We start from the raw sequence: 23,872 nt of genomic DNA on the forward strand, positions 1-23,872 counted from the left end.
GGTAGTCAGCCGTTCCCGTCTCGCGGGATAATCGGCTTTTGTCGTATTTCAAAGTGTCAGGTGCAGGGCTTTTTCATGAATGGAACATCCACCGGTAGCGAAGCCGCTGCATTGATTGCGCGGCTGGACTGGGCGCAAAGCCCGCTCGGTGAGGCTAATGACTGGCCGCAAAGCCTGCGCACAGCCGTCGATATCGTCATCCATTCACCGATGCCGATGTTGCTGCTGTGGGGCAACCAGCTCACCCAGCTATACAACGATAGCTTCGCCGTGCTCGCGGGCAACAAGCATCCCGAGGCGCTGGGCCAACCGGCCCATGACACCTGGCCGGAGCTTGAAAGCTTTACTGCGCCGATCTACGACGCGGTGCTGAGTGGCCAGGTGCGCACCTTCAGCGAACAGCGCTTTGTGCTGCAACGCAATAACCGCGACACCGAGATCTGGCTCGACCTCACCTACAGCCCGGTGCGCGAAGAAGGCGGCAGCGTGGCCGGGATCCTGGTCACTGCCATCGAGACTAACGAGCGCCGCAGCAGAACCCTCGAACTGCAACAGCGCTCCGAAGACAGCCTCAAGGCCCAGCACAACAGCGAACAACGCCTGCAACTGGCACTGGCGGCAACCGACGCGGTGGGCACCTGGGACTGGGACATCGGCGAGGACCGCTTTATCGCCGACGCCCACTTCGCCCACTTGCACGGCGTCGACCCGCATGATGCCGGCCTCTTGCCCATCAGCGACTACCTGCAAGGCGTACACCCCGAAGACCGTGGCATGGTCGCGCGCAGCATCAAGCATTGCATCACTTTCGGCACCGAATACGCCGAGGAATACCGCTTGCTGCAAGCCGATGGCCAGGTGCGCTGGGTGTTTGCCCGTGGCCGCTGCTACAAGGACCACCAAGGCCGCCCGGCGCGCTTCCTCGGTGCCGCGCTGGACCTGACCGAGCGCAAGCAGACCGAACAGGCGCTGCGCCAAAGCCAGACCGAGCTGCAACTGATCATCAACGCCATGCCGGTGCTGATCGGCTATGTCGACCACGAGCAGCGCTTTCGCCTCAACAACAGCGCCTACCTTGAGTGGTATGGCATGACGCCCCAGGAGCTGTACGGCAAGAGCATCCGCGAAGTGCTTGGCGACGAGGTCTATGCCGGGCGCGCCGACAAGATCGACGCCGCGCTGCGCGGCAAGGCCTGCAGTTTCATGACCATCACCCCGCACCGCGATGGCCGGCCGCGCCATGCGCTGATGAAGTACTTGCCGCGCTTCAGCAATGACGGTTCGGTGAACGGTTTCTACATTTTTGTGATCGATGAGACCGAACGCAAACTCACCGAAGAAGCCCTGCGCCACCTCAACGAAAACCTTGAAGAACGTGTGGCCCAGCGTACCCAGGCACTGGCCGAGGCCAACCAGCGCCTGCAAAACGAGATGTTCGAGCGTGAGCGCGCCGAAGACGCACTGCGCCATGCGCAAAAAATGGAAGCGGTCGGCCAGCTCACTGGCGGCATCGCCCATGACTTCAACAATATGCTCACCGGCATTATCGGCAGCCTGGACTTGATGCAGCGTTATATCGCCGCCGGGCGCAGCGACGAAATCGGCCGCTTTACCGACGCGGCGGTGTCGTCCGCCCATCGCGCGGCCGCCCTCACCCACCGGCTGCTGGCCTTCTCCCGCAGGCAGTCGCTGGACCGCCGGCCACTGGACCCGAACGAACTGGTGGCGTCCCTGGAGGATTTGTTCCGCCGCACCAAAGGCGCGCATATCACCCTCAAGGTGCAATTGGGCAAAGATATCTGGCCGGTCAACACCGATGCCAGCCAGCTGGAAAACGCCTTGCTCAACCTGGTGATCAATGCTCGCGACGCGATGCCCGACGGCGGCGAATTGCTCATCGAAACCGCCAACAGCTACCTGGACGGCACCGATATCACCACCCTGGAACCGGTCAAGGCCGGCGACTACGTGATGCTCGGCGTCTGCGACAACGGCACCGGCATGGCACCGAAGATTCTCGCCAAGGCCTTCGACCCGTTCTTCACCACCAAGCCCATCGGCCAAGGCACCGGCCTGGGGTTGTCGATGATTTACGGCTTTGCCCAGCAATCCGGCGGCCATGTGACGATTCAAAGCGAACCCGGCCAGGGCACCTGCGTGCGCCTGTACCTGCCGCGCCTGCATGGCACTGCACTGGAAAGCAGCTTGCCGCCAAACCTCGGTGAAGCGCCACTGGCACTCGCCGGTGAAGCAGTGGTGGTAGTCGAGGACGACCCGGCGGTGCGCATGCTGGTGGTCAATGTGCTCGACGAACTGGGCTACACCGCCCACCAGGCGGCGGATGCGCGCACGGCGCTGCCGTTGCTGGAATCGGATTTGCGTGTGGACTTGTTGGTGACAGACGTTGGTCTGCCGGGCATGAACGGCCGCCAACTGGCGGAAATCGCCCGTCAGCACCGGCCGGGCCTGCGTGTGTTGTTCATGACCGGTTACGCCGAAAAAGCCGCCGAGCGCCAGGGCTTCCTGGAGGACGGCATGGACATGGTGGCCAAGCCGTTTTCGATTGACCTGCTGGCGACTAAAATCCGCAGCATGATCAACGTCGACGAATGAGTTCAGGCATAATCGCGCGCCGTCGCACACCTGGTAGAACGTTATGAAAGCCCAAGCCCGTCATATTCTGGTGAAAACCAGCGAAGAAGCCGAACAGCTCAAGCAGCGCATTGCCAAGGGCGAAGCGTTTGATGTGCTGGCCAAAAAGTACTCCACCTGCCCGTCCGGCAAGCGCGGCGGTGACTTGGGTGAAGTGCGGCCTGGGCAGATGGTGGGGGTGATTGATGCGGTGATCTTCAAAAAGCCGGTGAAAGTGGTGCACGGGCCGATCAAGAGCAAGTTTGGCTACCACTTGGTACAGGTGTTTTACCGCGACTGAGGGGTTGGCCCAGGACCGCTATCGCAGGCAAGCCAGCTCCCACACCTGAGCGCATTTCAACTGGAGAAATGCAGTCAAATGTGGGAGCTGGCTTGCCTGCGAACCGCCGCAGGCGGCCATTCACCGAGGGATCAGAGCCCCTGGCACCTGAATCACCCGGCTCGCCAACCGATGCCCGGCCAGCGCCGCCTGTTCAGGCGAGCCGCCCTTGAGCCGACTGGCCAAATACGCCGCACTGAACGAGTCCCCCGCCGCCGTGGTGTCCACCACCTTCTCGACCTTCACCGCCGGCACCGCAAAGCGCTCGCCGTCACAACGGATCAAGCACGCATCCGCGCCGCGCTTGAGCACCACTTCTGCAATCGCCGGGTACGCCGCGAACACCTGCTCGCTGTCGGCATAACCAAACAATGCGCGCTCGTCATCCTCGGTCAGCAAAGCGATATCCACCTCAGCCAGCACCTGGTGATACGCCGCGCGCGCCGCGTCGACACTCGCCCACAGGCGCGGGCGATAGTTGTTGTCGAACACCACCCGGCCGCCGCGCTTGCGGGTTTCGATCAGGGTTTGCAACAACCGCTGACGCCCGAGTTCACCCAGCACCGCCAGGCTGATGCCGCTGAAATACACCACGTCGTACTCCGGCAGCGCTGCCAGGATCGGTTCGGCTGCCGGTGTGGTGAAGCAGTCGCGCACGGCAGCTTCGTTGCGCCAGTAGAGGAATTTGCGTTCGCCATTGGCATCGGTCTGGATGCAGTACAAGCCGGGCAAACGTCCGGGCAGGCGCTGGACCATGCCCAGGCCGAGGCCTTCGGCGGTCCATTGTTGGCACATGGCATCGCTGAAACTGTCATCGCCCAGGGCGGTGACGTAGTCGACGCTGCCGCTGGCGCCCAGCTCGCGGCGCAGGTACACGGCGGCGTTGAGGGTATCGCCGCCGAAGCTTTGGTGCAGGCTGCCGTCGGCGCGCTGTTGCAGTTCGATCATGCATTCGCCGATCAGGGCGATGCGGGGAGTTGTGTTCATGCCTGGGGCCTCTTGGTGTGTGGGAGGGCCACATCGCAGGCAAGCCAGCTCCCACAGTTGGAATGCATTTCAACTGTGGGAATTCGGTCAAATGTGGGAGCCGGCTTGCCTGCGATGGCCGCGACGCGGTCTAGAAGCAGGTATGCAAGGATTCAATGACCTGCAACTGCTCATCCACCAGGCAACCCACTTGCCACTTGTCGAAGGTCAGGCACGGGTGCGAAGTGCCAAACGAGATGATGTCGCCAATACGCAACTCAACCCCCGGCGCCACGCTCATAAACGCATGCTGGTCCATTACCGCCGTGACTTTGCACGCGCTCACATCATCGCCTTCAGCCGGCACAATCCCGGCCTTGTAGCGTTTGAGTGGCACCGGCAAACCGGCGTCATAGGCCACGTCGCGTTTGCCCAGGGCGATCACCGCAAAGCCCGGCTCGGGCAACGATTGCACATGCGCCCAGACTTCCAGCGCCGGGCGCAGGCCTTCGTTGAGGTCGCTGCGACGGTCGAGCACGCAGCATTGCGCCTCTTTGTAGATGCCGTGGTCGTGGGCCACATAGCTGCCGGGGCGCAACACACTGAGGAAGCGGCCGGCGGCGTTTTGCGCTTCGAACGATTCGGCGATCAGGTCGTACCAGGCCGAACCCGAGGCGGTGATGATCGGCTTGGGCAAGTCGAACGCGCCATTGTTTTGCAGGTCCACGGCCAGGCGCACCAGGCTGGCGGCGAAATCACGGATGCCGCTGACGGCGTGTTCGCCGTGGATCACACCTTCGTAGCCTTCAATACCGGTCAGGGCCAGGGCCGGTTGGGCCTTGATCGCCTTGGCCAGCTCGCGCACTTCCTGCTCGCTGCGGCAGCCGCAACGGCCGCCGACCACGCCGTATTCGATCATCACGTTCAGGCGCAGGCCACGGGCGGCGAAAAACAGCCCCAGGTCGGCGACGTTGTCCGGGTGATCGACCATGCAGTGAAAGTCAAAATCCGGGTCCGCCAGCAGGTCGGCGATCAGCGCCATGTTCGGCGCGCCCACCAGCTGGTTGGCCATCAACACGCGACGCACGCCACCGGCATAGGCGGCGCGGGTCTGCACGGCATTGGCGAGGGTGATGCCCCAGGCGCCCGCCTCGATCTGACGCTGGAACAGCGCCGGCATCATGCTGGTTTTGCCATGGGGCGCGAGCTGCGCGCCGCTGTTGCTGACAAACGCCTGCATCCAGCGAATGTTGTGTTCCAGGGCGTCACGGTGCAGCACCAGGGCCGGCAGGCTGACGTCACGCACCAGATGAGCGCCAACGGCAGCGGCGCCTTTTTCAACGGCATTGAGGGCAGACATGAAGTACTCCTATTCGTTGATTCGCCGGGCTAGGTGGTTGGCGCTGTCGATCAACACCCGGCGATAGTCGTTGTAGTTTTTGATCGCATCGGCGCGCGGCGCAACGATGCACAAGGTCGCAATGCTGATGCCCTGCGCGTCCCGCACCGGGGCGGCAAAACAATGGGTGAAGGTGTCGGCCACGCTGTCGAAGGAGAAAAACCCATCGAGGGTGGCCTGACGGATTTGTGCCAGGAAGGTTTCCAGTGGCAGGCGCTGGCCGTCCGGCAGGATGAAGTCGTCGTAGTCGATCAGGTCAATGATCTGCTGGTCGCTCAAGTGCCCCAGCAGCAAGCGCCCGGAAGCGGTCCAGGGGATGGGCGCGTTTTCGCCGATGTCCGAGGAAATACGAAAATGCCGCTCGCCTTCGCGCATCAGCGCCACCGTGTATTTGCGCCCGTTGAGCAGGCACATCTGCGCGGTTTCATGGGTCTGGCTGACGATCTCCTGCAAGGCGTGGTCGGCCTCACGGGTCAGGTCGAAATGGCGCAGGTGCGCCTGGCCGAGAAAGTACAACTGGCGGCCGAGGTAGACGTGACCATCCTTGCCCACCGTTTCCAGAATGCGCCGCTCCAGCAAGGACGCAACCAGTTCATACACCGTGGATTTGGGGCTGCCGATGCCACTGGCAATATCATTCGGGCGCAGGGGCTGGCCGATTTCCTTGAGAAAATCGAGGATATCGAATGCACGGTCCAGTCCTTTGGCGCGGCGTTTGATGGTGTCTTCGGTCATGGCAGTCGTCGGTCCGGTCAAAGTCTAAAAGCGAGTGAAAATCCTGTGGCGAGGGAGCTTGCTCCCGCTGGAGTGCGCAGCGCTCCCGCTTTCTTTGGGGCCGCTTCGCAGCCCAGCGGGAGCAAGCTCCCTCGCCACGAGCGTGCTCTACAAGGCAGCCATCTTTACTTCTTCTTGTAGGCCACGCAATCGATCTCGACTTTGCAGTCCACCATCATGTTGGCCTGCACGCAGGCGCGTGCCGGGGCGTGCTCCGGGGTGAAGTACTCGCCGAACACTTTGTTGAAACTCCAGAAGTCCCGAGGGTCTTCCAGCCATACGCCGACGCGCACCACATCTTTGAGTTCGTAACCGGCTTCTTCCAGAATCGCCACCACGTTGCGCATGGTCTGGCGGGTTTGTTCGATGATGCCGCCGGTGATGATTTCACCGTCCACCGCCGGCACCTGGCCAGAAACGTAGAGCCAACCGTCGGCTTCCACAGCGCGGGCAAAAGGACGCGGCTGGCCGCCGCCGGCAGTGCTACCGGCACCGTAACGAGTGATGCTCATAAAAATTGCTCCTGATTAAAAACGAATGTTCTTCAAAAATTCCGCCAGGCGCGGCGATTGCGGGCGTTCGAAGATCTCTTTGGGCGCGCCCTGCTCTTCAATGCGGCCTTGGTTCATGAAAACGATCTTGTCCGACACTTCATAGGCAAAGCGCATTTCGTGGGTGACCAGCAACATGGTCATGCCCTCTTCCGCCAGGCCCTTGATCACGCTGAGCACCTCCCCCACCAACTCAGGGTCGAGGGCCGAGGTGACTTCATCAAACAGCATCAGGCTGGGGTTCATCGCAATGGCGCGGGCAATCGCCACGCGCTGTTGCTGGCCGCCGGAAAGTTGACCGGGGAAGTGATTGCGCCGCTCCAGCAGGCCCACGCGGTCCAGCCATTTTTCGGCCAGGGCGACGGCTTCGTCCTTGCCCATCTTCTTGACCTTGAGCAGGCCGAGCGTGACGTTTTGCAACGCGGTCAGATGCGGAAACAGGTTGAATTGCTGGAAGGCCATGCCGGTCATTGCACGGTGCTGGGCAATCACCCGCTCGGGGTGGCGCACGCGCTTGCCGGCGATTTCGCTGTAGCCGATGGACTCGCCGTCCAGGCTGATCTGCCCGCCCTGGAACTCTTCGAGCAGGTTGACGCAACGCAGCAAGGTGGTCTTGCCCGAGCCGCTGGAGCCGATCAACGTCACCACGTTACCGCGCTGCATGGACAGGTCGACGCCCTTGAGCACTTCGACCTGGCCATATTGTTTGCGCAGGCCACGAATGTTCAGCAGCGGTTGGTTGGTTTGAGGTTGGTTCATGGCAAGGCCACCCGCTTTTCAATGTAGCGCCCGAATAACTCGATGGCGTAGTTGATGACAAAGAACAGAAACCCGGCGAACAGGTAGAACTCCAGGGTCATGAAGGTACGTGCGATGACTTGCTGGGTGCTGAGCAGCAATTCGGCCACGCCGATCACCGAGAGCAAGGTCGAGGCCTTGACGATTTCGGTGGAGGAATTGACCCAGGTCGGCAGGATCTGGCGCAACGCCTGGGGCAACAGCACGTAGGTCAGTGACTGTTTAAACGTCAGCCCAATCGCCCGGCCCGCTTCCAGTTGCCCACGGGGAATGGCTTGCAGCGCGCCGCGCACGATTTCCGCCACGTGAGAGCCGCAGAACAGCGTCAGCCCGACGGCACCGGCCTGGAACGCGCTGATCTGCCAACCCAGCGCCGGCAGCATGTAGAAACACGCCAACACCAGCACAAACACCGGCGTACCCCGCACCAGGTCGACATACAGACGAAACGGCGCGCGCATCCAGAACTTGCCGTAGGTGAGGATCAAACCGGCAAAAATGCCGATCAGCGTGCCAAAGATAATCGCCAGCACCGAGCAATAAATACTGGTTTGAAACCCCGCCCAGAGGGTATCCCGGGCGATCCACAACTCATGCAGCCAGCTTGGGGACTCGTACATGCAAACCCTCCTTAACGACGGATCGCCAGACGCTGTTCCAGGTAACGGAGCAGCATGGCAATGAGGTAACAGGCCGCCACATAGAGCGCGGTCGTGACCATCCAGGTTTCAATCACCCGGTAGCTTTCGACGTTGATCTTGCGGGCGTAGTAGGTCAGCTCGGGCACCGCAATCGCGGCCGCCAGCGACGTGTCCTTGAACAGCGAAATAAAGTTGTTCGACAGCGCCGGCAACACGTTGCGCAGCATTACCGGCACGGTGATGTAGGCGCGGATCCGCCACTCACCCAAACCGATGGCCAAGCCGGCTTCACGCAAGCCCTTGGGAATATTCAACAGCCCGGCGCGGAACACTTCGGTCAGGTAAGCACCGGCATACAGCGACAGGGTGATGATGAACGAGGGGATCTTGTCGAGCCGAATCCCAAGCGAGGGCAGTGCAAAGTAGATCAACAGGATCAGCACGAGGATTGGCGTATTGCGGATCACCGTCACATACACCGAGGCGAGGATTCGTAACGCGCGGTGTTTGGACAGCATCGCAAACGCCATCATCAGGCCGATCACGCAGCCGATGGCGATGGACAGCAAGGCCAGTTCCAAGCCCAGGCCGAGCCCCGCCAGCAAGCTGGGGAAATCACGCCACACGGCGGCAAAGTTCAACTGATAGTTCATGGTCGGCAGTACCTGATTGGGGCGCCGTCAGCGACGCCCCAGGATTTACGATTTACTTGAACTCAACCGGGAAACCGATCGCAGGTTCTGGCAAATCCACACCGAACCATTGTTTGAACGAGGCTTTGTAGGCCGGGAATTCCACGCCGGTCATGGCTTCATGCAGCGCGGTGTTGACGAAGTTCAGCCAGTCCTGATCGCCACGCTTGACCGCGCACGCGTAGGTTTGCGGGCTCCAGGCGTAGGTCGGGCTGCGGTAGCGGCCCGGGTTTTGCACCATCAGGTACTTGACCGAGGACTGGTCAGTGGCGGCGGCGTCGGCACGGCCGGAGTTCACGGCCTGGTACATCAGGTCGACGCTGTCGTACTGGTCGACCTTGGCTTTAGGCAGGGCCTGGTGCACCAGCTCTTCGGCATACACGTTTTGCAGCACGGCCACGGTCACGCCGTCGCCGGCCGCTTGCAGGTCTTCGATTTCCTTGTATTTGCTGTTGTTCGGCAGCAGCAGGCCTACGCCTTCGCGGTAGTACGGCAGGGTAAAGGCAACCTGCTGCGCACGGCTGGCGGTGACGGTGATGAACTGGCAACTCATGTCGACCTTGTCGGTCAGCAGGTTGGGAATACGCGCGTCGGACGACTGCACCACAAACTCGACCTTACTGGGGTCGTTGAACAACCCTTTCGCCACGATACGGCCGATGTCGATATCAAAACCCTGCAACTTGCCATCCGCTCCCTGGAAGTGCCACGGCGCATTGGTACTGCCTGTACCCACGATGAGATGCCCACGTTTGAGCACATCATCGAGCTTGCTGTCCGCCGCGTGCACAACGCTTGCGAGGGAAGCCGATGCGGCGAAGAGAAAAACACACGCTTTAAACACGGAAGGTCGGTGATGCATGACAAGCACTCCAGGAGTTGTGTATTCCGCTATACCGGAACCTAGTATGTAACAACGGAATAGACAGCAGAAAGTGTGCCACACGCAGCAACAGAAAAACATGACAGGGATAAATTCGTTCTAAATCATAAGGATAGTTATCAGGCTAGTACGCGGCGTTACGCCAGCATTGCGAACCGGCTTGCTACCCAAGGCCCCAGACGTCGGTGACAGGCCCCAATCGAGTGCGCCACAACGGTGTTACCACGCACCCTTGCAGTGCGCGCGCGCCGTGGATAAATCCTCACACTGAACTAGCCTTTGCACATCCACGCCAACAAGGACGCCCTTCCCCATGAAGCTCAGTCTCGCTCTGGTTTTGCTTTCATTGCTGGCTGCCGGCAACGCTTCGGCCGCCAACGACCGTCACGACTGCACTGCAGAACTGCAAAAGCTCAAGGAAGCCTACAGCACTGACTACACCAGCCAGAATCACCACGGCTATCGCCGGGCCAAGGCGTCCAGGGACAATGAGGAATACAGGAAGTGCGCGAGCCAGGCGCGCAAGGCCCGCGAACGCGTGGAGCGGGACAAGGATGCGTGAGCATGTCTACCTGTGAAGGTTGACAGTAGACGGCCCTGCCCGGCCGCTCTAGCGTGGGTACCCTACGTCTATGAGCGGGCACGCAAGGAAATCCTATGGGCATTGCACGCATGGCTTACAACGATCTGAAGGACTACGAGGCGCAACTGAAAAAATATGCGGTGGCGATCGTGTTATTCACTCATCCCGATTGCGAGGCCTGCGTTGGACTCGACGAGAAGTTCGAAACCATCGCTAAACAATACCCCGGCCCTGTAACAGCCCTGATCGTGAATACCGGGCAAAACCCGAGAGTGCCCAGCGTACCGGGCACCCCGGCGACGCTGGTGTACCTGTTTGGCAAGGAGGAGGAGCAGCATGTTGGCCGCCCCTTGGACACTGATGCGTTTTTCAGCGACCTGTTCGAGGATTATTCATCAAGGGCAGTAACTGCACCTGTGTAACCCGACGCTCCTCAACCGCCGCGACGGTCAAACGCCAGCCCTCATGCTCCAGGCTATCACCCACCACGGGCAGGCGGTCGAGCAGGCTCATCACCAACCCCGCCAGGGTTTGATAATCCTCCGTCGCGGCAGCCTTGAAGCCGGTACGCTGGCGCACCAGGTTAAGGTTCAAGGCGCCATTGGCGCGGTAGCCCTCGCCTTCCTCGACAATATCCGGCCCTTCGATTTCACTGGCATCGGGCAATTCACCGGCGATGGATTCAAGGATGTCGGTCATGCTCAACACGCCCATGAAGTCGCCGAATTCGTTGATCACGAAGGCAATGTGGGTCGACTCCTGGCGCATTTGCTCCAGGGCGTTAAGGATCGAAAAGCTCTCCAGCAAATTGATTGCCCGGCGCGCCAGGTGCTCAAGGTTTGGCTCGTTACCGGACAGGTATTCCTTGAGCAGTTCCTTTTTATGCACAAAACCCAAAGGCTCATCCACAGCGCCATTGCGGATCAACGGCAGGCGCGAATAAGACGAATGCATCAGTTTTTGCCGGATGGTGTCGGCGTCGTCCGCCAAGTCAATACAGTCGACCTTGGCCCGTGGCGTCATCAAGGTGCGGATCGGCCGCTCGGCCAATTGCAACACACCGCTGATCATCACGCGTTCACGTCGATCAAACAGCGGGCCTTGGCTGGCATCCGACTCGCCCAGCAGGTCAGCGACGTCATCATCCACGCCCTCCACCGCCAAACTGCGGCCACCAAGCAAACGCATCACCGCATGGGCGGTACGCTGGCGCACCGGCAAGGTGCCTTGCGCCGACTTCTTGCGACGGGCGCGGGCCAGTTGGTTGAACAACTCCACCACAATCGAGAAGCCCATGGCCGCATACAGATAGCCCTTAGGCACATGGAAGCCCAAGCCTTCGGCAGTCAGCACCAGGCCAATCATCATCAAGAAGCTCAGGCACAGCATGATCACCGTCGGGTGCGAATTGACGAAGCGTGTCAGCGGCTTGCTCGCCACGATCATCAGGCCGATGGAGAAGACCACGGCGATCATCATCACCGCCAGCTCATCGACCATGCCCACGGCGGTCACCACCGCATCCAGGGAGAACACCGCGTCGAGTACCACGATCTGCGCGACGATCGGCCAGAACATCGCGTAAGTGGCGTTGCCGGTGCGTTGCGCCACATGCCCCTCAAGGCGTTCATGCAATTCCATGGTGGCTTTGAACAGCAGGAACACACCGCCAAACAGCATGATCAGGTCACGCCCGGAGAAGCCTTTGCCGAACACCTCGAACAATGGCTGGGTGAGCGTCACCATCCACGAAATACTTGCCAGCAAGCCCAGGCGCATCAGCAATGCCAGGGACAGCCCGATCAACCGCGCGCGGTCGCGCTGCTCCGGCGGCAACTTGTCCGCCAAAATCGCGATAAACACCAGGTTGTCGATACCCAGCACCAGTTCCAGCACAATCAAGGTCAACAAGCCGAGCCAGGCCGTTGGATCCGCTAACCATTCCATTTATAAAAGTCTCGTAATTGATTTCAGAATGCCGGGCACGGCAAGGCGCGGTCAGTGGACCGGGACAAGGTTAGCAGTCGGAATACGGGGTGGTTCAGCAGGAACGGCGACAGTGAATGTCTTGGGGAAAGACGACTGGGAGGCTCCGAGAGGGTGTTCATGCAAGTCCTGCAATGGGAAAAGGACTTGAATCGTACAGTCGAAACTTAAATTTCCCACAATGCAAAACTATTACAAGATCTGTATTTCAAGCACGCACAAAACTAATGTGGGAGCTGGGTTGGCTGCTGTGGCGGTCTTTTGGTGGTGCACATATCCGTTGCTGCGGTGATGGCTTCTATTGGTTCCGCTCTTACAGCGGGTCACTTTTGGCAAACGCCCCAAAAGTAACCAAAAGGTCTGTGCCCCACCACTCGGCACCTCGCTTAGGCTCGGTGTGCCCTCACTCCGGCTTGAATCCGTGGGCCGCCGCGATGGGCCATCCTTGGCCCAGCGCGGCTAACCCGGCGTCCTGCCGGGTTACCCACGGATTCAAGCCTGCGTTCGGCCATCGTGGTTAACGGGGCGTCTCAGATCAAAAGCAGATCAAGATCAAGATCTACAGCACGGCGGCCTGAAAGCCGACCTGAGTGGTTGAATCAAAAGCAAAAGCGGATTTGCATACACTGAAGAGCTGCTTTTCTGTGGGAGCTGGCTTGCCTGCGATGCAGACACCTCGGTACATCAGGCACACCGAGTTGATGCCATCGCAGCGGTGCGACGATTCGACAAGCCAGCTCCCACCTTTGACCGAGTATGGCTTTGCTGTTGCTGTTGCTGTTGCTCCGGCCCTTACATCCTTTTCGATGACGAAGTCAGCGGTCTTTTGATCTGCGCTTTTGATCTTGATCTTGATCTGAAATCGCCCCGTCAAACACGATGGCCGCAATTCGACAGGGATTTGGGGGGTAAACCGGCAGGGATGCCGGTTTAGCCGCGCTGGGCCAAGGATGGCCCATCGCGGCGACCCCCCAAATCACTGGCGGATTGCGGGCATGCCGAGCCTAAGCGAGGCACCGAGTGTTGGGGCGAGGACCTTTTGGTTACTTTTGCGTCCTTGCAAAAGTGACCCGCTGTAAGAGCGGAACCCTACTCAGCCGTTACCGCAGCAACGGATATGTACACCACCAAAAGACCGCCATCGCAGGCAAGCCAGCTCCCACCTTTGACCGAGTATGGCTTTGCTGTTGCTGTTGCTGTTGCTGTTGCTCCGGCCCTTACATCCTTTTCGATAACGAAGTCAGCGGTCTTTTGATCTGCGCTTTTGATCTTGATCTGAAATCGCCCCGTTAAACACGATGGCCGGAATTCGACAGGGATTTGGGGGGTAAACCGGCAGGGATGCCGGTTTAGCCGCGCTGGGCCAAGGATGGCCCATCGCGGCGACCCCCCAAATCACTGGCGGATTGCGGGCATGCCGAGCCATAGCGAGGCACCGAGTGTTGGGGCGAGGACCTTTTGGTTACTTTTGCGTCCTTGCAAAAGTGACCCGCTGTAAGAGCGGAACCCTACTCAGCCGTTACCGCAGCAACGGATATGTACACCACCAAAAGACCGCCATCGCAGGCAAGCCAGCTCCCACATGAGCCAGCTCCGACCTAAGCCAGTTTCCGATGGCGGGTCAGGATTTACGCGTCGCATCATCCAGCGCCAGAATCGTGTGCGCATTCGTCACCGTGGTGGCGAGCGTATTGATCACCCCCGACCGCAACGCGCCAAGCGTCGCTGCCGCCTTGGTGTTCTCGCTGGCAATCGCCACCACATCCGGGATGCGAAACAACTCCTGCACGGTCAACCCGATCACCCGACCTTGAATCGCGTTGACCGCCGGCTGCCCATGAATGTCGATAAAGTCATACCCCATCATGTCGCCCACCGTGCCGGACAAGCGCGCCTGGGCGATTTCCTGCGGCGAGAACCAGCCCATGCGTACCATGTTGCTGTTCTCACTCATATCACCAATGCCGATCAGCGCAATGTCTGCACGCCGCGCGCGATCAAGGGTTGAGCGCACCGTGTCATTGTTGATCAGCACGCCGCGCAATTCCGGGTTGGCCACCAGTGCAGGCGCATACAAACTTTCACTCTCGCCACCAAAACGCAGGGCCAGGCGTCGGCAGATATGGTCGGGATTCATGTATTCGCCCGCCTTGAGCGAACCACCGATGGCGCAGACAAATGTGCAGTTGCGCGTCACCGGCAAAAACACGTTGTCGGCCACCGCGCCGACGTTACGGCCCATGCCGACGGCGACGATCATGCCGTCGCTCAAGGTTTTATTCAGGTAGTTGGCCACCAGGCTGGCGACGGCCGAGCGCTGGGTATCGGGTTCGCTATGGTCGACGGCGATCAACGCGCGGTCGAGCTTGAAGCGCTCCACCAGCGCGCGCTCCAGCTCGTTGTTCATTGCCGGGTGCTGCAACACCCGCACCTCGACAATCCCTTCATCGCGCGCACGTTTGAGCAAGCGGCTGACTTTGGCCCGCGACAGGTCGAAGCGCTTGGCAATCGCCTCCTGAGTGACGTTCTCAAGGTAATAGAGCATCGCCACTTCGGTCATCTGATCGATATCGCTGGCGATGCGCTGGGTACTGTCACTCATGGGGACGGGCTTCCGTTTCGGCGTCAAAAACCCATTCTCCCGACTCTTGCCCCGTCCCGTCCACTACTGATGCCCATCGCGCTCTATCGCGTTGATACGCTCGACCTTGGCCCCGGAACGCGCCGCCTCGAACTCCGACTCCAGAAACGATTTGACGACGCTTTTGGCCAGCTCGGCGCCGATCACCCGTGCGCCAATAGACAGGATTTGCGCATCGTTGCTCTTGCGTGCGCGCTCCGCCGAATAGGTGTCGTGGGCCTGGGCCGCACGAATGCCCAGCACTTTATTGGCCGAGATGGCCATGCCAATCCCGGTGCCACACACCAGCACGCCGAGGCGTTGCTGCCCGGCATTAATGGCGGTGGCCACCGCCAGCGCGATGTCTGGGTACAGCACCGGCGCGGTGGAATGGGTGCCGAAGTCGGTCACCGGGTAACCCAGCGCCTCGATATGGCGCTTCAACAGCTCTTTGAGCTCAAAACCCGCTTCATCGCATCCGATAGCCACCGGGAAAGGTGTGTTCATGGCGTTTGGCTCCGCTGCCGTTTAGGTGCTTTAGACTGATCATATGATCACTCAATGAAATTTCGCTCAGTTATTTCTCAGGTATTACACCCCTTATGTCAAGCGAGTTTTAGCTGACCTCGCAGTCAAAGCCGTCTAAACAGGCGTACTTTGCGCAAACAAGCGTATTTATAACTTTTTAATGAAAGCGATTGACTGATCAGAATTTCATTTGGTACACATATGATCACAGCAAAACATGACTGTGCGACCTAATAAGAATTCACAGCACGAGGACACGCCGATGGCCACGCCATTACTGCTCCAGGCTGAACACGTCGCCAAGGCTTACGCCGGGGTGCCTGCCCTGCGTGACGGGCGCCTTTCCCTGCGGGCCGGCAGCGTGCATGCGTTGTGCGGCGGCAATGGCGCCGGCAAGTCGACCTTCCTGAGCATCCTGATGGGTATCACCCAGCGTGACGCCGGGACCATCCTGCTCAACGGCACGCCCGTACAGTTCAACCGCCCAAGTGAAGCCCTGGCGGCGGGGATCGCGATGATCACCCAGGAACTGGAGCCCATCCCTTACATGACCGTCGCCGAAAATATCTGGCTGGGCCGCGAACCGCGCCGCGCCGGTTGCATCGTCGACAGCAAGACCCTCAACCGCCGCACCCGCGAGCTGCTCGAAAGCCTGGAATTCGAGGTCGATGCCACCAGCCCCATGCACCGCCTGAGCGTGGCGCAGATCCAACTGGTGGAAATCGCCAAGGCGTTCAGCCATGACTGCCAGGTGATGATCATGGACGAGCCGACCTCGGCGATCGGCGAGCGCGAAGCGGAAACCTTGTTCAAGGCCATCCGCCGCCTCACCGCGCGCGGCGCCGGCATCGTTTATGTGTCGCACCGCTTGAGCGAGCTGGCGCAGATCGCCGACGAGTACAGCATCTTCCGTGACGGCGCCTTTGTGGAAAGCGGGCGCATGGCCGATATCGACCGCAACCATTTGGTGCGCGGGATTGTCGGCCAGGAACTGACACGCATCGACCATAAAGTCGGCCGCGAATGCGCCGCCACCACCTGCCTGCAAGTCGATAACCTGAGCCGTAATGGCGAGTTCCACGACATCAGCCTGCAACTGCGCCAGGGCGAGATCCTCGGCATCTATGGGCTGATGGGTTCGGGGCGCAGCGAGTTTCTCAACTGCATCTATGGGCTGACCGTCGCGGATTCCGGCAGCGTAACCCTGCAAGGCAAGCCCATGCCCATCGGCCTGCCCAAAGCCACGATCAACGCCGGCATGTCGCTGGTCACCGAAGACCGCAAAGACAGCGGCCTGGTGCTCACCGGCAGCATTCTGTCCAACATTGCGCTGTCGGCCTACAAGCGCCTGTCGAGCTGGTCGCTGATCAATGCGCGCAAGGAAACCCAACTGGCCGAAACCATGGTCAAGCGCCTGCAGATCAAGACCAGCTCCCTGGAATTGCCGGTGGCGTCCATGAGCGGCGGCAACCAGCAGAAAGTCGTGCTCGCCAAATGCCTGTCGACCGAGCCGGTGTGCCTGCTCTGCGATGAGCCGACCCGTGGCATCGATGAAGGCGCCAAGCAGGAGATCTACCACCTGCTCGACCAGTTCGTGCGCGCCGGTGGCGCTGCCATCGTGGTGTCGTCCGAAGCCCCGGAACTGCTGCACTTGAGTGATCGCATCGCCGTATTCAAGGGCGGCCGACTGGTGACTATCAGCACCGATACCGCCCTTTCCCAGGAAGCCTTGTTGAGTCTTGCCTCATGAATGCCAAAACCATCGCACCGCCCATGACCACCACGCCGCGCAATCGCCTGCGTTTGTCCCTTGACCGCTTCGGCCTGCCGCTGGTGTTTATCCTGCTGTGCGTGGTGATGGCGTTTTCCAGCGAATACTTCATGACCTGGCGCAACTGGATGGACATCCTGCGCCAGACCTCGATCAACGGCATTTTGGCCGTGGGCATGACCTACGTGATTCTCACCAAAGGTATCGACCTGTCGGTGGGCTCGATCCTGGCCTTTGCCGGGCTGTGCAGCGCCATGGTTGCGACCCAGGGTTATGGCCTGCTGGCGGCAGTCAGTGCGGGGATGTTTGCCGGCGCAATGCTCGGCGTGGTCAATGGTTTTATGGTCGCCAACCTGTCGATCCCGCCGTTCGTGGCCACCCTGGGCATGCTCAGCATTGCGCGCGGCATGACCTTCATCCTCAACGACGGCAGCCCGATCACCGACCTGCCCGACGCCTACCTGGCGCTGGGCATCGGCAAGATCGGCCCGATTGGCGTGCCCATCGTTATCTTCGCGGTGGTCGCGCTGATCTTCTGGATGGTGCTGCGCTACACCACTTACGGGCGCTACGTGTACGCGGTGGGTGGCAATGAAAAGAGCGCGCGCACCTCGGGGATCGGCGTGCGCAAGGTGATGTTTTCGGTGTACGTGGTCTCGGGCTTGCTCGCCGGGTTGGCCGGCGTAGTGCTCTCGGCACGCACCACCTCCGCCCTGCCCCAGGCCGGGGTTTCCTATGAGCTGGACGCGATTGCCGCCGTGGTGATCGGCGGCACCAGCCTGTCGGGCGGCACCGGCAGCATTGTCGGCACGCTGTTTGGTGCGCTGCTGATCGGCGTGATCAATAACGGGCTGAACCTGCTCGGCGTGTCGTCTTATTACCAACAGGTCGCCAAGGGCCTGATCATCGTGTTCGCAGTACTGATCGACGTGTGGCGCAAGAAAAAACGCTAGAGAACGACCCACAACAATAACCGGAGTTCTACTCATGAAACTTGGTACCACTTTGGCCGCCGCGGCGACCCTCACCCTGCTCGCCAGCAGCATTGCCTTTGCCGCCGATGGCAAGACCTACAAGATCGGCGCCGCCGTCTACGGCCTCAAGGGCCAGTTCATGCAGAACTGGGTCCGCGAGCTCAAGGAGCACCCGGCGGTCAAGGACGGCACCGTGCAACTGACGGTGTTCGACGGCAACTACGACGCGCTGACCCAGAACAACCAGATCGAAAACATGGTGACCCAGCACTACGACGCCATCCTGTTCGTGCCCATCGACACCAAGGCCGGTGTCGGCACAGTGAAAGCCGCCATGAGCAACGACGTAGTGGTCATCGCCTCCAATACGAAAGTAGCCGATGCCTCCGTGCCTTATGTGGGTAACGACGACGTAGAGGGCGGCCGCCTGCAGGCCCAGGCCATGGTCGACAAGCTCAATGGCAAAGGTAACGTGGTGATCATCCAGGGCCCGATTGGCCAGTCGGCGCAGATCGACCGGGAAAAAGGCGAACTGGAAGTGCTCAGCAAGCACCCGGACATCAAGATCATCGAGAAAAAGACCGCCAACTGGGACCGCGCCCAAGCCCTGACCCTTACTGAAGACTGGTTGAACGCGCACCCCAAAGGCATCAACGGCGTGATCGCGCAGAACGACGACATGGCCCTGGGTGCCGTGCAGGCGCTGAAGTCCCACGGGTTGACTTCCAAGGACGTGCCGGTCACCTCTATCGACGGCATGCCGGACGCGATCCAGGCGGCGAAAAAAGACGAAGTCACCACCTTCCTGCAAGACGCCCAGGCCCAATCCCAAGGCGCGCTGGATGTGGCGTTGCGCGCACTGGCGGGCAAGGACTACAAGCCGCAATCGGTGATCTGGGAGCGCTACGGCAAGGATGTGAAATGGGGCGATGGCACCGCCAAGAACTACATCCTGCCGTGGGTGCCCGTCACTAACGCGAATGCCGATGCGCTGTACCAACAAGTCAGCGGCGGCAAGTAGTTCTCACCTTGAAATAAGGTCAAGTGTGGGAGTTGGCTTGTGTGGGAGCCAGCTCCCACATTGGATCTCTACTGCTTTCGAAAATGGAGTCATTCATGTCTGGATTCTGGAACCAAGCCTTCGACCTCACCGGCCGTTGCGCGGTGATCACCGGCGGCGCCGCCGGCATTGGCCTGGCCTGCGCCCACCTGTTGGTGGAGCGCGGCGCCCGCGTGGCCTTGCTCGACCGCGACCCGGCGGTGGTGCAGGTCGCGGCCCGCCTGGGCGACGGGCACCTGGGTATTGCCGTCGACCTCGGCCAGATCGGCCAGATACACCACACCATCGACAGCGTATTCGAACATTTCCAGCGCCTGGATTACCTGATCAACAGCGCCGGCGTGGTGTTGCTGGACAAGGCCATCGACGTCAGCGAAAGCGCCTGGGACACCACCCTGGACATCAACCTCAAGGCCAGCTTCTTCGTGGCCCAGGCCTGCGCCAGACACATGCTGGCGCAGGGCAGCGGGCGCATCGTCAACCTGGCCTCCCAGGCCGCCGTGATTGGCCTGGACCGTCACGTCGCCTACTGCGCGAGCAAGGCCGCCATCGTCGGCATGACCAAAGTACTCGCCATGGAATGGGCGCCACAGATCAACGTCAACGCCATTTCCCCGACCATCGTCGAGACCGCCCTGGGCAAAAAAGCCTGGGCCGGTGAAGTCGGTGAAAAGGCCAAATTGCAGATCCCGGCGGGCCGCTTCGCCCAGCCGGAAGAAATCGCCGGGCTGGCGCTGTACCTGCTCAGCGACGCCGCGCAGATGATCACCGGCGCCAACATGGTGATCGATGGCGGCTACAGCATTCAGTAATTCATCTTTTGTCGTGAGGTTTTTGTCATGTCCACCGTCACCGAACGCACACCTGAACACCTCTCCCCGGTCATCCCGAAAACCATGCAGGCCGTGGTCTGCCACGGGCCGGAGGACTACCGCCTGGAAACCGTCGACGTCCCTACGCCAGGCCCCGACGAGATTCTCACCAAAGTCGAGCTGTGCGGCATCTGCATGGGTGACATCAAGACCTATCGCGGCGCGCCGTCGTTCTGGGGCGATGCCGAACAACCGCGCTATGTGAAGCCGCCGATGATTCCCGGGCATGAGTTCGTCTGCCGTGTGGTTGCCCTCGGCCCAGGTGCAGAAAAACGTGGCGTGGCAGTCGGTGACCGAGTGATCTCCGAGCAGATCGTGCCGTGCTGGGGCTGCCGTTTCTGCAACCACGGCCAGTACTGGATGTGCCAGAAGCACGACCTTTATGGCTTCCAGAACAATGTGCAGGGCGCGATGGCCCAGTACATGATCTTCACCAAGGAAGGCATCATCCACAAAGTGCCGGAATCCATCGCCCCGGATGAAGCCATTTTGATCGAGCCGCTGGCCTGCTCGCTGCACGCGGCCGAACGCGCGAATGTCGACCATGACGACGTGGTGGTGGTCGCCGGTACCGGCACCTTGGGCCTGGGCATTATCGGTGCGGTGCGCCTGCGCAACCCGAAAAAACTCATCGTGCTGGACATGAAACCCGAACGCGCCGCCCTCGCCTTGCGCATGGGCGCCGACGAGGTGTGGAACCCGGCCGAAGTCGACGTGATGGCCAAGATCCGCGCAATGACCGACGGCTATGGCTGCGACATTTATATCGAAGCCACCGGGCACCACAAGGCGGTAAACCAGGGCCTGGCGATGTTGCGCAAGCTGGGGCGTTTCGTCGAATTCAGCGTGTTCAATGACGAGGCCACGGTAGATTGGTCGATCATCGGCGACCGCAAGGAGTTGGATATTTTGGGTTCACACCTGGGGCCGTACATGTACCCGCGCGCCATCGATTTTATCGGTAACCGCAAGATCGACATGCGCGACGTGGTGACCCACAAGTTCGCATTGGCGGACTTCAAGGAAGCGTTTGCGGTGATGGAGCGTGGCGACAAGTCGCTCAAAGTAGTCCTGCAACCCTGATTTCAGCAACACCACCGGCCCCCTGTGGGAGCCGGGCTTGCTGTGGCGAGGGAGCTTGCTCCCGCTGACTGCGCAGCAGTCTCCGGCTTTTTGGGGCTGCTTCGCACCCCAGCGCAAGCAAGCTTGCTCGCCACAATAAGCCAGCTTTCACCATTAAACGTGTTGCCCAACCAGAACAAGAACAGGAACCCGCGTTATGAATCGAGTCATCAACGATCCGGACCAAGTGGTCGAGGACATGCTGCGCGGCATCCTGGTCGCGCACCCCGAGCTGCGCCAATTCGAAACCAACCCAAGAGTCATCACCAAGGCCAAGCCTTCGGCAGCCGGCCGTGTCGGCATTGTCACCGGCGGCGGTTCCGGCCATGAACCGGCCTTCCTCGGCTACGTTGGCCCTGGCCTGGTGGACGCCGTGGCCGTCGGCGAGATTTTCTCCTCGCCCACCGCCAAGAGCTTTTTCGACGCCTTCCGTGCCGCCGACCATGGCGCGGGCGTGGCCTGCCTGTACGGCAACTATGCCGGCGACAACATGAACGTGAAGCTGGCAATGAAAATGGCCGCCAGCAAAGACATGCGCATCCGCACCGTGGTCGCCAATGACGACGTCGCTTCCGCGCCCAAGGCCGATATCGCCAAGCGCCGTGGCGTGGCCGGCGAAATATTCATGTGGAAAATCGGCGGCGCTGCGGCCGCTCAGCATTACGACCTGGACGGCGTAATTCGCGTCGCACAGAAAACCGTGGATAACTGCCGCTCCATCGGTATCGGCCTCACGCCCTGCACCATCGCCGCCGTGGGCAAGCCGAACTTCCAGATTCCCGACGGCCAGATGGAACTCGGCATCGGCCATCACGGCGAACCGGGCATTGAAGTGATCGCCATCGAACCGGCTGCCGCCATGGCCGAGCGCATGCTCGCGCCGATCCTCGCCGACCGCGATTTCAGCCAGGACGACAGCGTGGTGGTGCTGGTCTCGGGCCTGGGCGCCACGCCGGTGATGGAGTTGTATGTGTTCTACGCCGAGGTCGAAAGCCAACTCAAGGCCAAGGGTTTGAAGATTCACCGTTGCTACGTCGGCAACTACTTCACCTCCCTGGAGATGATGGGCGTGACCCTGACCCTGCTCGGCCTCGACACCGAGCTTAAAACCCTGATCGACCAACCCTGCCGTTCCATCGGCATGACCCAGGCGGAATGAACCATGAGCCAGCACTTTTCCACCCGCGACGGCAGCGCCATTGTCGCTGACTTGGTCAGCGTGATCGTGGCCAACCGTGAATACCTCAGTGAAATCGACGGCGCCATTGGCGACGGCGACCACGGCATCAACATGGCCAAGGGCTTTGCCCATTGCGGGCGCAGCCTCGAAGGCCGTGAACTGACCCTGGCCGAAGCCCTGGATGAGCTGACCCTGAGCCTGATGGAAGGCATCGGCGGCTCCATGGGGCCGCTGTATGGCAGCCTGTTTATCGGTATGGCCGACGAAGTGCGCAGCAGCGTCGACATCAACGCGGCGACCTTTGCCCACCTGCTGCGCGGCGGCTTGACCTCGTTGCAGGACATCACCGAAGCGGGCGTGGGCGACAAGTGCTTGATGGACACGCTGATCCCGGCCGTTGAAGCCTTTGAGCGTGCGCATGCCAGTGGTACTTCCTTCAACGATGCGCTGGAGGCAATGAAAACCGCCGCGTCCCAAGGGCGAGATTCGACCAAAGACCTGATCGCCAAAATCGGTCGCGCCAGCCGCCTGGGCGAGCGCTCGTTGGGCGTACTGGATGCCGGGGCGGTATCGTGCTGCCTGATTCTTACGCGCCTGGCCGATTCCGTGCAGCCACGGCTGACTGCTTGACCTGCTGGATATACCGCGCCACTGCCGGCGCTTTTTCAAAGCGCCGGTGAATCAGCGACAGCCACGAAGCGGCCTCATTCGCGCCCTGATGGATCGTGCGGTACACCACGCCTGGCAAATTCACGTGCCCGACCATCGACGCCGGCACCACCGCCACGCCCTGCCCTAACGACACCAACGCGACCACTGCGACCAACCCACCGGGCTGCGGCCCCAGGCGTGGCGCGAAACCACCCTGCGCCGCGACATGCAAAGTGCCGCTGATTTGTTCCGGCAATATAAACGTCTCGTTTTGCAGGTGTTCGCAGCCGATGGCCTTGAGCCCCAACAACCAGGAATCCTGAGGCAGCGCCAACACAAAGCCTTCACTGTCCAGGCGCACCGCCTCCACACCGTCTGGCAAGGTCATGGGCGAGCGAATATAGCCAATGTCATAACGCCCGTCGGCCACCGCGCCGGGCAAGGACGCCATGGCGCATTCGCGCACATTCACGCTCACATCGGGAAACGCCTGGCTGAACGCCTGCATCTGTTTTTGCAGCAGCCCCGAATACACCGCCGACGCCACATAGCCCAATTCGATATGCCCGATTTCCCCGCGCCCGGCACGCTGCGCGTTGCGTTGGGCGAACTCGAATTGGCGCACGGTGGCTTCAGCCTCGATCAGCAAGGCGGCGCCGGCTTCGGTGAGGCTGACCTCGCGTTGCTGACGGATAAACAGGCGCGTGCCCAGCGTGGCTTCCATGTCCTGGATCTGTCGGCTCAAGGTGGGCGGCGCGATACCCAGTTGCTCAGCGGCGCGGGTGAAATTGCGCTGCCTGGCGACGGCGAGAAAGTAGCGGAAATGGCGGATTTCCATTCAGGCATTAGC

General features: G+C 60.8%; 24 protein-coding genes. 11 read left to right on the top strand and 13 right to left on the bottom strand.

Going from position 1 to position 23,872, the window contains the following annotated elements:
* Positions 1-75: 75 nt before the first annotated feature.
* Positions 76-2,613 (top strand): PAS domain-containing hybrid sensor histidine kinase/response regulator, encoded by a 2,538-nt coding sequence (locus P5706_RS19215; RefSeq protein ID WP_200433920.1) that lies wholly within the window; start codon positions 76-78, stop codon positions 2,611-2,613.
* 43 nt (positions 2,614-2,656) lie between these two features.
* Positions 2,657-2,932, top strand: coding sequence for a peptidylprolyl isomerase (locus tag P5706_RS19220; protein WP_010564624.1), 276 nt, complete (start codon positions 2,657-2,659; stop codon positions 2,930-2,932).
* Positions 2,933-3,052: 120 nt separating this feature from the next.
* Here P5706_RS19220 and P5706_RS19225 read toward each other — a convergent pair whose 3' ends face one another.
* From P5706_RS19225 to P5706_RS19260, 8 genes are all read right to left on the bottom strand, one after another.
* Positions 3,053-3,958 (bottom strand): sugar kinase, encoded by a 906-nt coding sequence (locus P5706_RS19225; protein WP_285680935.1) that lies wholly within the window; start codon positions 3,956-3,958, stop codon positions 3,053-3,055.
* Between the two features lie 130 nt (positions 3,959-4,088).
* Positions 4,089-5,297, bottom strand: coding sequence for an amino acid deaminase (locus tag P5706_RS19230; RefSeq protein WP_285680937.1), 1,209 nt, complete (start codon positions 5,295-5,297; stop codon positions 4,089-4,091).
* 9 nt (positions 5,298-5,306) lie between these two features.
* A complete protein-coding gene (locus tag P5706_RS19235; RefSeq protein WP_138815747.1) occupies positions 5,307-6,071 on the bottom strand; it encodes an IclR family transcriptional regulator in 765 nt (254 codons plus the stop codon).
* A 164-nt stretch (positions 6,072-6,235) separates the two neighbouring features.
* On the bottom strand, positions 6,236-6,622 hold the full coding sequence (locus P5706_RS19240; RefSeq protein ID WP_016976584.1) for a RidA family protein: 387 nt from the start codon (positions 6,620-6,622) through the stop codon (positions 6,236-6,238).
* A 15-nt stretch (positions 6,623-6,637) separates the two neighbouring features.
* The gene (locus tag P5706_RS19245) at positions 6,638-7,420 is read right to left on the bottom strand and encodes an amino acid ABC transporter ATP-binding protein (protein ID WP_056859508.1); all 783 of its coding nucleotides are present in this window, start codon (positions 7,418-7,420) and stop codon (positions 6,638-6,640) included.
* Entirely contained in the window at positions 7,417-8,079 is a 663-nt protein-coding gene (locus tag P5706_RS19250; RefSeq protein ID WP_056859509.1) for an amino acid ABC transporter permease, read from the bottom strand. The genes P5706_RS19245 and P5706_RS19250 overlap by 4 nt, the downstream gene beginning before the upstream one ends.
* 11 nt (positions 8,080-8,090) lie before the next feature.
* Positions 8,091-8,753, bottom strand: coding sequence for an amino acid ABC transporter permease (locus P5706_RS19255; RefSeq protein WP_200433924.1), 663 nt, complete (start codon positions 8,751-8,753; stop codon positions 8,091-8,093).
* A 52-nt stretch (positions 8,754-8,805) separates the two neighbouring features.
* Positions 8,806-9,654 (bottom strand): transporter substrate-binding protein, encoded by an 849-nt coding sequence (locus tag P5706_RS19260; protein ID WP_017135917.1) that lies wholly within the window; start codon positions 9,652-9,654, stop codon positions 8,806-8,808.
* 334 nt (positions 9,655-9,988) lie between these two features.
* Between P5706_RS19260 and P5706_RS19265 the strand changes: the two genes are divergently transcribed.
* A complete protein-coding gene (locus P5706_RS19265; RefSeq protein ID WP_285680944.1) occupies positions 9,989-10,237 on the top strand; it encodes a hypothetical protein in 249 nt (82 codons plus the stop codon).
* Positions 10,238-10,332: 95 nt separating this feature from the next.
* The gene (locus tag P5706_RS19270) at positions 10,333-10,680 is read left to right on the top strand and encodes a thioredoxin family protein (protein ID WP_285680946.1); all 348 of its coding nucleotides are present in this window, start codon (positions 10,333-10,335) and stop codon (positions 10,678-10,680) included.
* On the opposite strand, the gene P5706_RS19275 is transcribed toward P5706_RS19270, so the two are convergent.
* The 4 genes from P5706_RS19275 to rpiB form a co-directional block, all read right to left on the bottom strand.
* Entirely contained in the window at positions 10,628-12,205 is a 1,578-nt protein-coding gene (locus P5706_RS19275; protein WP_285680948.1) for a TerC family protein, read from the bottom strand. The genes P5706_RS19270 and P5706_RS19275 overlap by 53 nt on opposite strands.
* Before the next feature lie 598 nt (positions 12,206-12,803).
* Positions 12,804-13,118, bottom strand: coding sequence for a hypothetical protein (locus tag P5706_RS19280; protein ID WP_285680950.1), 315 nt, complete (start codon positions 13,116-13,118; stop codon positions 12,804-12,806).
* Positions 13,119-13,865: 747 nt separating this feature from the next.
* Positions 13,866-14,846: a sugar-binding transcriptional regulator gene (locus P5706_RS19285; RefSeq protein WP_017135920.1), complete on the bottom strand. Its 981-nt coding sequence runs from the start codon at positions 14,844-14,846 to the stop codon at positions 13,866-13,868.
* 63 nt (positions 14,847-14,909) lie between these two features.
* Positions 14,910-15,371 (bottom strand): ribose 5-phosphate isomerase B, encoded by a 462-nt coding sequence (gene rpiB, locus P5706_RS19290; protein ID WP_200434645.1) that lies wholly within the window; start codon positions 15,369-15,371, stop codon positions 14,910-14,912.
* A gap of 283 nt (positions 15,372-15,654) precedes the next feature.
* Between rpiB and P5706_RS19295 the strand changes: the two genes are divergently transcribed.
* The 7 genes from P5706_RS19295 to dhaL all read left to right on the top strand — a co-directional run bounded on the left by P5706_RS19295 (position 15,655) and on the right by dhaL (position 23,001).
* Positions 15,655-17,142, top strand: coding sequence for a sugar ABC transporter ATP-binding protein (locus tag P5706_RS19295; protein WP_138815741.1), 1,488 nt, complete (start codon positions 15,655-15,657; stop codon positions 17,140-17,142).
* Entirely contained in the window at positions 17,139-18,116 is a 978-nt protein-coding gene (locus P5706_RS19300; RefSeq protein WP_200434644.1) for an ABC transporter permease, read from the top strand. Before P5706_RS19295 ends, P5706_RS19300 begins: the two co-directional genes overlap by 4 nt.
* Before the next feature lie 34 nt (positions 18,117-18,150).
* Positions 18,151-19,158: a substrate-binding domain-containing protein gene (locus P5706_RS19305; RefSeq protein WP_200434643.1), complete on the top strand. Its 1,008-nt coding sequence runs from the start codon at positions 18,151-18,153 to the stop codon at positions 19,156-19,158.
* Between the two features lie 95 nt (positions 19,159-19,253).
* Complete coding sequence (locus P5706_RS19310) at positions 19,254-20,009, top strand: SDR family oxidoreductase (RefSeq protein ID WP_285680954.1); 756 nt, start codon at positions 19,254-19,256, stop codon at positions 20,007-20,009.
* A gap of 27 nt (positions 20,010-20,036) precedes the next feature.
* The gene (locus tag P5706_RS19315; protein WP_285680956.1) at positions 20,037-21,152 is read left to right on the top strand and encodes an MDR/zinc-dependent alcohol dehydrogenase-like family protein; all 1,116 of its coding nucleotides are present in this window, start codon (positions 20,037-20,039) and stop codon (positions 21,150-21,152) included.
* 196 nt (positions 21,153-21,348) lie between these two features.
* Complete coding sequence (locus P5706_RS19320; protein WP_200434640.1) at positions 21,349-22,350, top strand: dihydroxyacetone kinase subunit DhaK; 1,002 nt, start codon at positions 21,349-21,351, stop codon at positions 22,348-22,350.
* 3 nt (positions 22,351-22,353) lie between these two features.
* Complete coding sequence (dhaL, locus tag P5706_RS19325; RefSeq protein ID WP_285680959.1) at positions 22,354-23,001, top strand: dihydroxyacetone kinase subunit DhaL; 648 nt, start codon at positions 22,354-22,356, stop codon at positions 22,999-23,001.
* Here the strand turns inward: dhaL and P5706_RS19330 are convergent.
* Complete coding sequence (locus P5706_RS19330) at positions 22,958-23,860, bottom strand: LysR family transcriptional regulator (RefSeq protein WP_200434636.1); 903 nt, start codon at positions 23,858-23,860, stop codon at positions 22,958-22,960. The two genes, dhaL and P5706_RS19330, sit on opposite strands and share 44 nt — an antisense overlap.
* Between the last annotated feature and the right edge of the window lie 12 nt (positions 23,861-23,872).

It is taken from the genome of Pseudomonas sp. ChxA (assembly GCF_030263855.1).
Taxonomy (GTDB): domain Bacteria; phylum Pseudomonadota; class Gammaproteobacteria; order Pseudomonadales; family Pseudomonadaceae; genus Aquipseudomonas; species Aquipseudomonas fluorescens_CB.